The sequence below is a fragment of the Streptomyces sp. NPDC087844 genome (assembly GCF_044742785.1).
Taxonomy (GTDB): domain Bacteria; phylum Actinomycetota; class Actinomycetes; order Streptomycetales; family Streptomycetaceae; genus Streptomyces.
Window position 1 is genome coordinate 93626 of the sequence record NZ_JBIUVD010000005.1, and the last position, 13842, is coordinate 107467.

At 71.2% G+C, this 13842-nt stretch carries 11 protein-coding genes and 1 pseudogene; 4 read left to right on the forward strand and 8 right to left on the reverse strand.

Going from position 1 to position 13842, the window contains the following annotated elements; genetic code table 11:
• Window positions 1–14: 14 nt before the first annotated feature.
• The 4 genes from ACIOKD_RS12345 to ACIOKD_RS12360 all read right to left on the reverse strand — a co-directional run bounded on the left by ACIOKD_RS12345 (window position 15) and on the right by ACIOKD_RS12360 (window position 5515).
• Window positions 15–1316, reverse strand: a complete 1302-nt coding sequence (locus ACIOKD_RS12345; protein ID WP_402081885.1) for a serine hydrolase domain-containing protein — start codon at window positions 1314–1316, stop codon at window positions 15–17.
• A gap of 170 nt (window positions 1317–1486) precedes the next feature.
• Window positions 1487–2611 carry a cytochrome P450 gene (locus ACIOKD_RS12350; RefSeq protein WP_402081888.1) on the reverse strand — a complete coding sequence of 375 codons (1125 nt, stop codon included), beginning with the start codon at window positions 2609–2611 and terminating at the stop codon, window positions 1487–1489.
• 1283 nt (window positions 2612–3894) lie between these two features.
• Window positions 3895–4959: an aldo/keto reductase gene (locus tag ACIOKD_RS12355; protein WP_402081891.1), complete on the reverse strand. Its 1065-nt coding sequence runs from the start codon at window positions 4957–4959 to the stop codon at window positions 3895–3897.
• Between the two features lie 202 nt (window positions 4960–5161).
• Complete coding sequence (locus ACIOKD_RS12360; protein WP_402081894.1) at window positions 5162–5515, reverse strand: hypothetical protein; 354 nt, start codon at window positions 5513–5515, stop codon at window positions 5162–5164.
• 201 nt (window positions 5516–5716) lie between these two features.
• Between ACIOKD_RS12360 and ACIOKD_RS12365 the strand changes: the two genes are divergently transcribed.
• Window positions 5717–6457 (forward strand): VOC family protein, encoded by a 741-nt coding sequence (locus ACIOKD_RS12365; RefSeq protein ID WP_402081897.1) that lies wholly within the window; start codon window positions 5717–5719, stop codon window positions 6455–6457.
• 202 nt (window positions 6458–6659) lie between these two features.
• On the opposite strand, the gene ACIOKD_RS12370 is transcribed toward ACIOKD_RS12365, so the two are convergent.
• A complete protein-coding gene (locus ACIOKD_RS12370) occupies window positions 6660–7262 on the reverse strand; it encodes a TetR/AcrR family transcriptional regulator (RefSeq protein WP_402081899.1) in 603 nt (200 codons plus the stop codon).
• Window positions 7263–7373: 111 nt separating this feature from the next.
• On the opposite strand from ACIOKD_RS12370, the gene ACIOKD_RS12375 reads away from it, so the two are divergent.
• Window positions 7374–7934: a TetR/AcrR family transcriptional regulator gene (locus ACIOKD_RS12375; RefSeq protein WP_402081902.1), complete on the forward strand. Its 561-nt coding sequence runs from the start codon at window positions 7374–7376 to the stop codon at window positions 7932–7934.
• 15 nt (window positions 7935–7949) lie between these two features.
• On the opposite strand, the gene ACIOKD_RS12380 is transcribed toward ACIOKD_RS12375, so the two are convergent.
• Window positions 7950–8420 carry an MSMEG_6728 family protein gene (locus ACIOKD_RS12380; RefSeq protein WP_402081904.1) on the reverse strand — a complete coding sequence of 157 codons (471 nt, stop codon included), beginning with the start codon at window positions 8418–8420 and terminating at the stop codon, window positions 7950–7952.
• Window positions 8421–8800: 380 nt separating this feature from the next.
• Here ACIOKD_RS12380 and ACIOKD_RS12385 point away from each other — a divergent pair, with 380 nt between their 5' ends.
• Window positions 8801–10066, forward strand: a complete 1266-nt coding sequence (locus ACIOKD_RS12385) for an NAD(P)/FAD-dependent oxidoreductase (protein WP_402081906.1) — start codon at window positions 8801–8803, stop codon at window positions 10064–10066.
• Window positions 10067–10103: 37 nt separating this feature from the next.
• Here ACIOKD_RS12385 and ACIOKD_RS12390 read toward each other — a convergent pair whose 3' ends face one another.
• Together ACIOKD_RS12390 and ACIOKD_RS12395 are read right to left on the reverse strand one after the other, a co-directional pair.
• Window positions 10104–12131, reverse strand: a complete 2028-nt coding sequence (locus ACIOKD_RS12390; protein WP_402081909.1) for an ATP-binding protein — start codon at window positions 12129–12131, stop codon at window positions 10104–10106.
• A 100-nt stretch (window positions 12132–12231) separates the two neighbouring features.
• Window positions 12232–12429, reverse strand: a pseudogene (locus ACIOKD_RS12395) (DUF2236 domain-containing protein); the annotation flags it as partial.
• Between the two features lie 267 nt (window positions 12430–12696).
• On the opposite strand from ACIOKD_RS12395, the gene ACIOKD_RS12400 reads away from it, so the two are divergent.
• A complete protein-coding gene (locus ACIOKD_RS12400) occupies window positions 12697–13824 on the forward strand; it encodes a P1 family peptidase (RefSeq protein WP_402081911.1) in 1128 nt (375 codons plus the stop codon).
• Window positions 13825–13842 lie beyond the last annotated feature (18 nt).

Here is a 13842-nt window from a genome sequence, read left to right on the forward strand (position 1 = left end):
GGGACGACTCGGCGTCAGGCGGTGCCGACGCGGCGGGCCGTACGACCGGAGATCTGTACGCGGTCGACGCTTCCGTCGACGGGATCCCGGTGGAAGCGTCCGCCGGGTTCCCGCAGGCCGGTGGCCGGGTCGACCAGATCGCAGCTCAGATCCGGGTAACAGATCAGGGGCAGCGACAGGTCACCGTCGATGGACAGCGCGGGCACGCCGTCGGCGCCGAGGCTGATCCGGTACTCGCTCGTCCCGTTGCGATAGGTCCCCGCGCACTGGGGGAAGGCGATGGGTCCGCCCCGGTCAGGGCACGCGGGAGTGGTCGGCACCCGCAGGCCGGTGAGCCGGGTGAGCTGGTCGGCCAGATCCCGCCACAGGGCGGTGGCGCCGCCGGCGTTGCCGGTGAAGGCGACCACGACGCCGCTGCGTGGCTCCGCGCGCAGATGGCAGGAGGTGCCCTGGGCATTGCCGTCGTGACCGCACCACCAGCGGTCGTCCTGCTGGTAGAGGGCCGCGCCCAGTCCCCAGGCGTCCGCCAGGGGGCCGGCTTCGGTTCCCTCCTCGGGGCGCCGCATCAGCGCGGCGGTGGCGGACGGGAGGACAGCGGACCGGCCGATCAGGGTCCTGCCCAGGGCCAGCAGATCGGGGGCGCTCGCCAGCAGGGCGCCGGCCGGGGCCTCGACGGGGGCCAGGCTCTGCCGGGCCGGCCGTACGGCTCCCGTCGCCGTGTTCAGGGCGTGTCCGCCAGCGGTGGGTCGGCCGGGGGTGGTGTCGCCGAGGAAGGCGGGCGTGATGTCCAGCGGCTCCAGCAACAGCACGCGTACGGCTTCGTGCCAGGTCATGCCCGTCACGGCTTCGATCAGCCGCCCTGCCGCCACGTAACCGGCGTTGGAGTAGGAGAAGTCCGTCCCGGGGGCGAACAGCGCGTCCTCGGCGGCGCAGACCGCCGAGAGGTAGCGGGAGGCCGTCATGCCTGCCGCGGTGTCCGAGTCGAGGCCGGTGGGCAGACCGGCCGTGTGGGAGAGCAGGTGACGCACGGTCACCTTGGGTAAGTCCTGGAACTCCGGCAGGACATCGGCGACGGACTCGTCCAGATCGAGATCCTCGTCGTCGATCAGGAGCATGACGGTGGCGGCCGTGTAGGACTTGGTGACGCTGCCCAGCGGCACGGCTGTGTCGGCTGTGAACGCGGTGCCCCGGACGGCGTCGGCCGTGCCGGTGTGCACACTGACGATCTCCCTCCCGGTGTCCACGGCCAGATGTGCGCCGGGCACACGGTGGGTCCGCGCGAGGCTGTCGAGACGGTCCTGCAGTGTCCGGCGCAAGGCGGACGATCGAGGGGCGAAGGGGGACGGTTGGGGGGCCACTTGAGCGGTGGTGGGGTAAGGCATGTGTAGGGAACTCCCAGTGATGCTTGGTGTGAACGTGACGTCAGGGGCCGATGGGGATGAGCGGAACGGCCCCCGCGTCGGTGCGGGTGATGCGTTCTTGCCTGCTAACTTCTCGCGACCTCGACCGGCAGATGACGTACGCCGACGATGACGCCCGGGTTCTGGAAGGTGACTTGTTCGTAGTCGGGGACACGCAGATCGGAGAAACGTTCAAGCAGCAGCCGGAGCGCGATACGCGCCTCCAGCCGGGCCAGCGGCGCGCCGAAACAGAAGTGGATGCCGTGACCGAAGGTCAGATGGGGATTGGGGCTGCGGGCCGGATCGAAGACGTCCGGTGCCTCGAAGCGGGAGGGATCGCGGTTGGCGGCGCCCAGATGGGCCACCACCATCGCGCCCGCGGGAATGTCCTGCTCGCCGATCACCACGGGCCGTGTGGCGCGTCGGCCGAGTTCGGCGAACGGAGGCAGCCAGCGCAGTACCTCCTCGATGGCGTCCGGCAGTCGGCCGGGGTCGGCACGCAGCGACGGGAAGGTGCCGGAGTGCCGGTCGAACGTGACGACCGCGTTGCCCAGCAGCGCCGTGGTGGTGACGTGCCCGGCGACGAGCAGCAGGGCGACGAACCCGACGATCTCCTGGTCCTCCAGCCGGACCCCGTCCACCTCGGCGGCCAGCAGTTTGCTGGTGAGATCGTTCCCCGGATTCGCCCGGCAGCGCCGGATATGGTCCAGGACGTAGCCGTTCATCTCCCGGACGGTCGGGGCGATGGCTTTGAGAGCGCGGGCCAGGTCGTCCATGTTGGGCGCTTCGCCGAGTTCGTCGCCACCGAAGAGGGTGGCCGCCCATTCCTGGAAAAGCCTGTGGTCGGCCGCCGGTATGCCGAGCAGTTCGGCGATGACGATGATGGGCAGCGGGTAGGCGAGCATGTCGACCAGATCGAACCGGTCACGGTCGGCCACATCGTCCAGCAAGCGGACGCATACATTCTCGATGCGTGGTTGCAATCCGCTCACCACGCGGGGGGTGAATGCCTGGCTCACGAGAGTTCGTAGTTTTCGGTGCTCCGGCGGATCCATACCGACGAAATTGCCTTGCCGGAAGACCTCGAAGTCCTCCTGCGTGGGCGCGATGGACGAGAAGTCGGAGGAAAACGTCGCCGGGTCCGCCAGAACCGCGGCCACCGACTCGTGGTCCACCACCTGCCAGGCACTCTGCTGTTCGTCGTAATGCACCGGTCTCAGTGCGCGTAAGGCCTGCCATCGATCACTCAGCGCGTCGAAGGGTAAGTGCTCCTGTTGCGATGCGTTGCCGGTCACCTGTTCTCCTTCGTGCGGTACGCGGGGACAGCGAAACCACAAGCGGGATGGTTGACGTCGAGCCTGGGCTCGGAGGCGGATCCCGGTCGCGACCTGGGGTGATCCCGACCGACGACGGCCCTGAGCGGTTGGCTGAGCAGCTCGGTCGAAGTTCCCGACCACCGCAACCGGTCACCGGCGTCGCTCATGCCGGCCCGTACAGCCGCGTGCCTCGCATCATCGGCTGCGGCCGTACGCGTCAACATCTGCGGCGCGGTCCGTATCGGCTCCACGCCCACCGCTGAACAACCGGTGGCACTCGTCGTGCGCGAGTAGCTGACATCACACATCTCCAGTGAGTGAACGTACCGCGCAGCGTTCGCGCGGCGACTTCCCCTTGCCTTTACCTCGCGTATGCCGGGCCTTTGGGTGGGGCCGGACGTACTGCCGACACACGCGAGGCTGTGCATAGCCGCCGGGCGGAGCGGACATAACCGGGGCGAATACCCTCGACCCCGTCGAACCCGGCGACAGTCTTCATGGTGGGTCAAGCAAGGGCAACCCCCCGAAGTCGGGTGGAGGGTATATCGGCAAGCCATTGCGCATTGTGTGCGAGCAGCCCGAACCAAACACATCGGCGATGGTCCTGGCCTGCTCCACCGCCCCCGACGCGTGCCCCGGAAGCAGTTGGCTAAACAGCCGATTGCGTAGAATCTGGAACTCCTCTTGAGGACCCACCGGCCACAACTCCCCTCACCTGCACAGAGATTGCCCGCGGCAGCGTCGCCGACATGGACATAAAAAAGCGGAACATTTCATTCGAAGACTGCCCGCACCCTGTGACGTCCGGTGTCGTGCCGGATGACCGAACTCCCCGCTCGGTCGGTCACCCGGCCGGTCCGGCACCGACTTCGGCCGAATCCCGCCCGGAGCGCGCGGGGGCGCACTCCCCTGGCGCGTACGCGGACTCGCGCTCTGAGGTCCCTGTCAGGACAGCGGCTGCAGGACAGCGGCCACGGGCGTCGCGGAACGGCGGGCGGCGGCAGACCCGCTCCGCTTCAGGGCAGTACGGCGGCCCCGCGCTTCCCGGCCAGAACCGCGCACACCCGCGCACACCCGCGCCAGGACACACCGTCCACTACGCCGGCCGCCTTCGCGTACCGACGCCGATCGCCCCCTCGCCATGGGCGAGGGGGCGTGGGATACGAGGGGGTCACCCCTCACACAAGCCGTTCGTTGTCGTTGACGGGGCGGCGCGAGGCGCGGCGGCGGTCGACGACCTGCCGCCACTGGTCTCCGTAGACGAGGCCGATCATGTCCTCGCCCGCCATCACGTCGTGGGGGAAGCCCAGTTCCGGACGACTGATCTCGTCGAGCCGGCTCAGCGCGTCGTCGTCGAGGACGACGTCGACGGTGGCGAGGTTGGTCGTCAACTGCTCTTCGCCGGTCGCCCCGAGCAGCGGGATGACGGTGCCGGACCGCGAGCGGAGCCATGCGAAGGCGACCTGCGCGGGGGTCCAGCCGCCGGCGTCGGCGATGGCGACGACCTCGCGGACGATGTGGTCGCTCCGCTCGCCGCTGAAGTCCCATCCCCCGCGGGTGAGCCGGCCTTCGGAGCCGCCCAGGTACTTGCCGGTCAGGCGCCCCTCGGCGAGCGGGCCCCAGGCCAACACGGCAAGGTCGTGCGCCTGGGCCATCGGCGTCAGCTCGGACTCGACCGAACGGGCCAGCAGGTTGTAGCGCAACTGCACGCCGACGAACGGCGACCAGCCACGCAGCTCGGCGAGGGTGTTCGCCTGGGCGATCTCCCACGCCGACCAGTCCGAGACGCCGACGTGCAGGACCTTGCCGGCGCGCACCTGGTCGTCCAGCGCGCGCATCAGCTCGGGCAGCGGAGTGAGGGTGTCGCGGGCGTGCACCCAGAGCACGTCGACATGGTCGGTGTTCAGACGCCGCAGGCTCGCCTCAAGAGAGGTGACCAGGTTCTTGCGGTGGTTGCCTGCCGTGTTCAGATCGCCGGGGGTGGTCTGTGCCGTGTACTTGGTGCTCAGCACGAACCGGTCGCGTCGCCCCCGCAGCGCACGGCCGACGATCGACTCGGAGGATCCCCCCGTGTACACGTTCGCGGTGTCGATGAAGTTCCCGCCCGCGTCCGCGTAGATGTCCAGCAGTTTCGCACTGGTCTCCGGCGCCGCGCCCCAGCCCCAGTCCTCGCCGAAGGTCATGGTGCCGAGCGCGAACTCGGAGACGCGGATGCCGGAACGGCCCAGAAGTGTGTAGCGCATGAAAGGTCCTCGTTTCGAAAACAGGCATGTCCGTCACCGCGGAACGGGTTGGCCGCCCCGCATCCCCAAGGTGCCGCGCCTCGCCCACGTCAACCAGGCCGCGCTCATCCTGGGTGCGCCCCACCCGGGAACCCAGCCTGGGTCGCGGGCACCCGGAACGGCACGTCCTCGTCACGGCGCCCCAGTCGCCCATCGACCGTCACTACCGGGTGAGCGTCTCGAAGCCCATATCTCCGCAGTACTCGACGATGCGCTGCTCCGCCTCGGAGTCACTGTTGCTCACCGCTGCCACGGTGGCCTCCGCCAAGGTGCGGCCCTGGCCGACGGTCTCGTCCCGGAGCGGTCGCATCGCGAGGAAGGTGTCCCGAGCGACAGTCCCGGCCTCATCGTCCCCTGCCGAGTCCGATGGGTCCGATGGGTCCGATGGGTCGGTGCGCGCGGCGTTCCGCGCCGTCTGCCACGCCCCCAACTGCGCGCAGTAGTTCTCCCGCTGCGCGGTCAGCCGCTCTTCGTCCTTGCCGTCGGACGAGGAACATCCCGTCGACATCGCCGACATTGCCAATATTGCCAACAGGACGAGGACCGGGACCGCTGCCCTGCGTGCGCACATCACGATGCCTCCGGCCCGGACTGCGTCCGCTCGCCGTTGTCGTCCGCAACTCCCGTCGCAGGATAGCTGTTTGACCACCTGGCCACGTGTTCGACTCGACCCCACCGGAGGCGTGTCGTCGCAAGGCGGGTGCATAGGATCGCCCGCATGACCCTGCGACCTGTTCTGGTGAACATGAAGGCCGTTGACGACTCGGCGGTCGGCCGGTTCTGGGCCGAGGCGCTCGGCTGGTGTGTCACCGGCGGGGGATCCGGCGCGACCGCCGCTCAACCCGCCGGCTTCAACCGGCTGGACCCGAGCACCGTCTGCGTCGACGTCATCGCCGTCCCGGAACCCGGGACCACGACGAAGAACCGTGTGCATCTCGATCTCGCCACCACCTCCGAGGCCCATCAGGCGGAGTTGGTCGCACGCCTCAGGGCTCTCGGTGCGACGCCCGCCGACGTGGGCCAGGGCGATGTGCCGTGGACGGTCCTCGCCGACCCGGAGGGCAACGAGTTCTGTGTGCTGGAACCCCGGGAGATCTACCGGGACACCGGGCCGGTCGCCGCGGTGGTGGTCGACTGCGCGGATCCGCGGGCCATGGCCGAGTTCTGGGACGCCGCGATGGACTGGACCCTGCACAAGGTGACCGACGACCAGGCGGTGTGGCGCTCCGCCGAAGGTGTCGGTCCGTATCTTGAGTTCCTCCGCTCGCCCGACGTGAAGACAGTGCCGGACCGCGTCCATCTCGACCTGGTGCCGGGCCCCGGTGACGACAAGGAGGCGGAGGTGGCCCGGCTGCGGGCCCTCGGCGCCACCGACCTCGACGTCGGTCAGGGGAACGTCCCGTGGACGTGCCTGACCGACCCGGAGGGCCATGAATTCTGCGTCCTGTCGCGCGCGTGAAAGTCCTCTCGCGCTCGTGGAACGACACGTGCTCAGCTGTTCCTGCGCGCAGCCCGTGGGCGATGTCGCCGACCATGGCCTCGCGTTGCCGTTCGGCGCGCGCCCGGTGCTCGGGCAGTTCGCTGAACGCCGCCGCGGCGTTCGGCGACGAGGACGGGTGACACGTCACGAGCCACCGGTTCCCGGTCGGGCCTGTTCCCGTTCACACCTTTTCCAGCGCCCGGCGCCAGAGCCCGGTGACGTGGGTCCTCAGCCGTTCCGTGTCGACGCGTCCGGGATCGACCAGCCGTTGCATACCGATCCCCCGGAGCTGCGCGACGATGGCGACCGCGGTCTCGTCGGGTGCCACGTCGGGGTGGATCGTGCCGTCGGCGATCCCGGCGGCGAGGTCCTCGTACAGGTCCGCATGGAACGCCTCGTTCCGTTCGCGGAAGAGCGGAGTCAGTTCCGCTGTCGTCGCGGCCTCGGTCCAGAGTTTGAGAAAGACCCTGTTCAGCACACCCATGCGGCCGAGTCCGCCGATGTATCCGTCGATCAGTCGCAGAAGACGGTCCGGTCCGGGTGGCAGGCCCTCCAGCCCTGGCACGAATCCGGCCTGGGCCGAGCGTGCCAGGCGTTCGACGAGCGCCTGCTTGGATCCGAAGTGGTGGGTCACGAGTCCGCGGCTGTAACCGGCGCGCTCCCCCACGCCCGCCAGCGTCAGCGCGCGTACGCCCTGTGCGTCGACCAACTCGGCGGCAGCCGTGAGGAGTGCGGTTTCGGCCTCTTCACGGCGCTGCTTCTGAGTGCGGCGGGCGGTGGTCATGAGACGGACTCTACAAGAAACTTGTCAGACGACCAACAAGTACATAAGAATGCGCTGTCGGCGGCGCATGCCCCCGAAGGCATGCAGTAGACCGGAAACGGGAGGCATCGAATGATGCGAACCCCTCGTCGTGCGCCGCGATCCGACGCCCTGGAGAATCGCGCCCGCATCATCGAGACCGCACACGCCGCCTTCACCGGCGACCCCACTGCGAGCCTTCAGGCGATCGCGAGGGCGGCCGGTGTCGGCCAGGGAACGATGTACCGCCACTTCCCCGACCGCGAGGCCCTGCTGCTGGCCGTCTACCGCGAGGAACTCGACGCGCTCATCGCCGCCGCCCCGCTCCTGCTGCACGAGTACGGACCGCTGGAAGCCCTGCGCCGCTGGTTCGAGCGCCTCGCCGCCGACGGTCGCGTCACCGGCGGGGCGTCTCTGGCCGTGCGGGCCGCCACCCGGGCCGGCCGGCACCACCCACCGATCGCCGCCGCCCTGGACCTGCTGCTCCGTGCGGGCAAGGAGGCGGGGCAGGTACGGCCGGACGCCGAGACGGAGGAGATCCTGCTGCTGGGGTCCTCCCTCTGGAGGACGGAGGGCGCGTCCCCGTGCCCGGAACGCAGTCGGCGAATGCTCACCGTCATCATCGACGGTCTGCGCACCGACGCACGGCGATGATGTGCGCGCCTCGCTCTACGAAGTGACGCGGTCGGAGGCGGGCCAGAGGTAGGGCAGGTCGTCGGGAACGTCCGGGAAGAACGGCGTGTAGACCTCGGGCGCCTTGCGCACCAGGGCCGACTGGTGGCTGCGGTGGAAGTCGGGGTCCCCCAGCCAGGGTGGCAGCTCCCCGGCGTCGGCGAGTTCCTCCTGGACACGGACGGCGGCCCCTGGGCGGGCCAGGCCGAAGTCGGTGACGAGCGTGGTGGCACAGGTGTCGGCACGCCCCTGGGCCACCCACATGGCACACACGTCCAGGCCGTAGCGGACCAGGGCCTCCTCGTAACCGATCCACATACGCACCGCGGGATGGTGCCGCCATCCGTAGCCGGGCACGGTCAGGCCGCGCAGCACCTGAAGGGCCTCGACCCGCTGCTTGCCCAGGCGCGCCTGGTCCAGGACCGCGGCGGACTGCGTGAAGTCGGGGTACGGAAGAAAGGTCTGCACGCAGCATGCCTACCGCGGCGGACCCGTTCCCAACTGGCCCCGTACCCATACTGGCCCCGTACGGACGATCGGGTGCGGCCGCTCACGATGCTCCAGGCGAACGCGTCCGCGCCCACGCCGCCGGTGCCGCTTCGGCCTCGCCGCGGTGGAGTCACCCGAGTGCGCGCCCGACCCGCGGGTGGACACGCATGTCAGCGCGTCCCGCGTCCGTCCGCGCGCCGCGGCCGGAAGATCGGTCGTGGAACGTGCGTACGCGGGTACGCGGAGTCGGGGTGCCGACGACGGCCACGTCGGCGGATTCCACGCGACACGCCGGACATCGCACGCCGGACGTCGCACGCCGCCGGTCGGACGCCGCATGCCGAACAAGGAGAGTGCTCATGGCCGTTACCCGCGGAGAACCGGATGTCCTGGTGGTCGGCGGAGGTCTCGCCGGTCTGGCCTGCGCCCGCGACCTGGTGGATGTCGGGCTCGACGTCAAGGTCCTGGAGGCGTCCGACGAGGTGGGCGGGCGCATGCGCTCGGACCGTCACGAAGGCTTCGTCGTCGATCGCGGCTTCCAGGTCTTCAACACCGCCTACCCGCAGGTCCGCCGACGGCTGCCGCCGCGCGAACTACGGCTGCGGCCCTTCACCCCCGGCTTCCTCGTGCACACCGAGGACGGGCCGCTGCGTTTCAGCGACCCGACGCGCAGGCCGCGCACGCCCCACCTGACACGCGGTCTCCGCGACCTGCGACCCGGTCGTCCGGCAGGCGCCCGCGATCTCGTCGCGCTGGGCGCCCTGTCGGCCCGGGACATGCTCGCGCCCGCACGGCTGCTGAAACGTGAGCGCGGCGAGGACCGCACCACCCGGACCGCGCTCGCGGCGGCGGGGTTCTCCGAGGAGTTCGTCGAGCGCTTCTTCCGGCCCTTCCTCTCCGGCGTCTTCCTGGAGGACGAACTGGAGACCTCGGAGCGCGTCTTCCACCTCGTCTGGCGCAGCATGCTGCGCGGCACGCTGTGTCTGCCTGGCGAGGGCATCGGAGCGGTCCCGCGCGCGCTTTCCGCCGCGCTCCCCCGGGCGACCGTACGTCTCGGCACCCCGGTCGCCCGACTCACGGACGACGGAGTCGAACTGGCCACGGGCACCGAACTCCGGGCCCGCGCCGTGGTGGTGGCCACAGGTCCCGGCCCGGCCGCCCGCCTGCTGCCGGGCCTTGACGTGCCCGCGTACCGCGTGGTGACGACGTATTACCACGCCGCGACACGTTCCCCGCTCCCCGAGCCCACCCTTGTCACCGACACCCGCAGACGTTTCCTGAACTCCTGTGTCCTCAGCGAGGTCGTCCCCTCCTACGCGCCCGCCGACATGTCCCTGATCGCGACCTCGGTGCTCGGCGAGGACACGCGGGGCCGTGAGCGTGAGGTCCGGACGGCACTGGCCGACGCGTACGGCGCCGACACCGGTGACTGGGATCTGCTGACCGTGCGTACCGTGCCCGACGCGCTGCCCGTCATGGCGCCTCCGCAGCCCCTCAGCCGGACCGCCCGGGTCGCACCCGGCCGGTACGTGTGCGGAGACCACCGGGCCACCGGATCGGTACAGGGGGCGCTGGCATCGGGCGCCCGGGCTGCCCGTGAGGTGGCCCGGGACCTCGGTCGGTAGCCGCTGCGCGGGCGCCCCTCGCCGTCGCCTTCGTTCCTCAGCCGGTTCTGTCCAGGAGTTCCTGGAGCACCGACTCGGGGTCGCGGAGCACCGAGACGAGCAGGGCCTTGTCGTACGCGGAGTCGCCCAGCAGGGAGCGGGCCGTCGACTCGTACCGGTCCCGTACCGGTCCGAGTTCCGGAGTGCCCCGCTGCGGATGGCCGACGGCGGCCCAGTAGTTCTCGCCGGCCCCGTACGCGGCGACCGCGGGTCCGCCGGCGCCCTGCGCGGCGAGCGCCGAGGCGAGCAGGTCGAGGCCGAGGGCGATGCCGAAGCTGTCACCGATGCGGCGCTTGCCGTCGAGCATGGCCGCCGCGTGTCCGGCGGCGTCCTCGGCACGGTCCTCGAACAGCGCGAGCAGCGCCAACTGGTACTCCGCGTACGACCGGGTCCACCACTCGCCGCGCACGACACAGTCCCGACGCAGCTCACCGGCCTCGCGGCGGGCCTCCTCACGCAGTCCCTCGGCCGTCATGGCGAAGACGCGGACCAGACGGCACAGCACGCGGCCCACGGAGGCGAAGGGCCCTCCGTCCACGCTGCCCAGGACCCTGTCGACGACGAACCGCGCGGCCATCGGCCGGCCCCGCAGCAGATGGACCAACCCCTGCAGATAGGCGGCGTGCAGCGCGCCCTCGGTCTCCTCCTGGGCCGCGGCCTGTCGCTGGCAGGCCAGGGCGAGCCGCTGCGCCGCGTCGTGCTCACCGCTGAGCACCCGGGCGACGCCCAGGGACCACAGGGCCCGGGTGCGCACCGCTCCCGGCTCTGCCGTCAGTGCCAGGGCCTCCTCCAGATAGCCCGTGGCTTCCCGCAGGTGACCGCAGCAGCTCCAGAAGAAGCCCAGCAGTCCGGCCAGTTCGAGCGCCTGCTGCGGCCGGGTGGTGAGGAAGCGGTCGAGCGCGGCGCACAGGTCGGAGTGGGCCGCGGAGATCCAGCGGTACGCGTCGAGCTGTGTCGGGCCCAGCCAGTCGGCGTGGGCCCGCCGGGCGCGGCGCAGGAAGTACGCGGCGTGGCGCCCAGACACCACTTCGGTCTCGTCCAGTTCTCCGAGCCACATACGGCCGTACTCACGCACGGTGTCGAGCATCCGGAAGCGGCCGTCCACGCGGGCCACCACGGACTTGCGCTCCAGGCCGGCGAGCGCCCGTTCCACGTCCGAGGCGCGCAGTGCTTCGTCGGCGCACACCGCGCGCACCGCGTCGGCGTCCACGGCGTCCCGGAACACCGAGAACCGGGCCCACAGCAGACGCTCCGCGGGCTCGCACAGCTCGTGGCTCCAGCCGATCGCGGTGCGCAGCGTCCGCTGCCGGAAGTGGACGCGAGCCGCGAGATTCGACTTCGGTGTGGCGAGGTCCAGGCGTGAACGCAGCAGTTCCTCGACCTCTTCGAGCGTGTGATGCGCCAGTTGGCCGGCCGCCAGCTCCAGCGCGAGCGGGATCCCTTCCAGCCTTCGGCACAGCCGGGCGGCGATCAGGACGTCATCCGGGCCCATCGGGCCGGTTCCCGTCGCGGCAGCACGACGGCAGAAGAGTTCCACGGCGTCACAGGCCGGTGGCAGCGGCTCCACGACGAGGCGGTGCTCGCCGTCCATGCCCAGCGGCTCCCGGCTGGTCGCCAGCACCGTCAGTCCCGGGCAGTCGTCGAGGAGACGGGCGAGCAGGTCGCGGCAGGCCGCCGAAAGGTGCTCGCACGAGTCCAGCACCAGCAGGACGTCCTTGCCCGCCAGCCATGCGCACAGCACGTCCAAGGGCTCGGCCGTCGCGTGGTCGGCGAAGTCGAGGGCGTCGGCGACCGTGGCGAGCAGGAGGCGGGCGCTCGTCAGCGGCCACAGGTCGGCCCAGGCGACGCCTCGGGTTCCGGTACGCATCACCTGTTCCGCCGCGTGCAGCGCGAGCCGGCTCTTGCCCACGCCGCCCACGCCGGTCAGCACGACCAGGCGGTGCCGGTCCAGCGCGTCGGCGACGTGCGCCAGCTCCCGGCGTCGTCCGACGAGTTCGTCAGGGGGCTCAGGCAGGTTCCTCAGCACGGTGACCGTCTTTCGTGTGCGTCGCTCGGGCAGTGGCCGTAGCGGTGGGCGAAGGTGGTGTGTGCGGTGCATGTGCGGTGCATGTGGTGTGTGCGGTACGCAGCAGAGCCGAGAGACCACCGATGAACGTCGACGCGTCCCCGTGCACCCGGCGCTCCGGCCCGATCCGGTGCGGGCCCGGCGTGTGGTGGATGCGGGCGCGGTTGCGGGGGCCCTCCGGTCCTGCCACCCGGGCGGAGAGCCCGCTGCCCAGGCGTTCCCGCGGTCCGTCGACGCGGGACGGTCTGTTCGGTCTCATCGGTGCCGGGTTCTCCTGTCGGGCGGTTGCTCACGGGCGCGCGTCGCACGCGGTACCCGCGCCCGGTGCGGATCGGCACCCGCCCCCGCCGGCTCCGTCCAGCGGTCAGCGGGCGTCGGGCGCACTCCCCACCCTTGTTTCCGGACTGCCGGGGCTTTCGGACGCACCGGTCCGCGAAAATCACGCGGCCGTCGCGCCTGAGCGGGGCACGGACCACCCGAGGGGCCGAGCGGCCCGGGACGTACGCCGTCCCGATAGCGTGCCGGCATGCGCGAGTCACTGCCCGATCCGTCCCCGCCCGTCATCTCCCGTCGAGCCCGTGAGCTGGGGATCTCCGTCGGTGACCTGCCCACGGGAACGCACAACGCCCTGACCGATGTGCCCGGGGTCCGCGTCGGACACACCACGCTGGTCCGGCCGCCGCGGGTGCACAGCGGTGTCACCGCGATCGTGCCGGACGGTGTGGGGCCCGGCAGCCCGCTGCCCGCCGGGGTGTTCACCGGCAACGGCTACGGCAAGCTGCTCGGCACCACGCAGCTCGCCGAACTCGGCGCGCTGGAGACACCGGTGCTGCTCACCTCGACCCTGTCCGCCTTCAGGGTCGCCGACGCCCTGGTCGGCTGGGTCCTGGAGCGGCCCGAGGGGGCTGCGGCGCGGAGCCTGAACCCGGTCGTGGGCGAATGCAACGACGGGCTCCTGTCGGACATCCGCTCACGTCCGGTCCGCGAGGAACACGTCCGGGCCGCGCTCGACACCGCGTGCGGCGGGCCGGTCGTGGAGGGCTGCGTCGGCGCGGGCACCGGGATGACCGCGCTGGGGTTCAAGGCCGGCATCGGCACCTCGTCGCGACGCGTACCACTGGCCGGCCGGGACGACGTGATCCTCGGGGTGCTCGTCCAGGCCAACTTCGGCGGCACGCTGCGGGTGTCGGGCCGTGTGGTCACGCCGGCCGACGTCGGCGTACCGACCACGGACCCGTGCTCCACCACGAGTCCCGCGCCCGAGGCCGGTTCCTGCATGGTCGTGGTCGCCACCGACGCGCCGCTGGACGCCCGCCAGTTGACCCGCCTGGCCCGGCGCGCCGTCTACGGACTCGCCCGGGTCGGGGCCGCGTACGGCCACGGCAGCGGCGACTACGGCCTCGCCTTCGGCACGCGTCCCCTGGGCACGCCCGCCGGGCCCGCCGTGGTGCCCGACGACCGGCTGGACCCCCTCTTCGTCGCCGTCCTCGACGCCGTCGAGGAGGCCGTGCTCAACTCGTTGCTCACCGCCACCACGACCACGGGGCCGTACGGCCACACCCGCCACCCCCTGCCCGCGGCACCGCTCCTCGCCCTGCTGGGGCGAGGAGCCCCGGGCGCCGCGGGAAGTCGCGGCGGTACTCGTTCTCCTTGAGCCCGGCCGTAGGCCCCT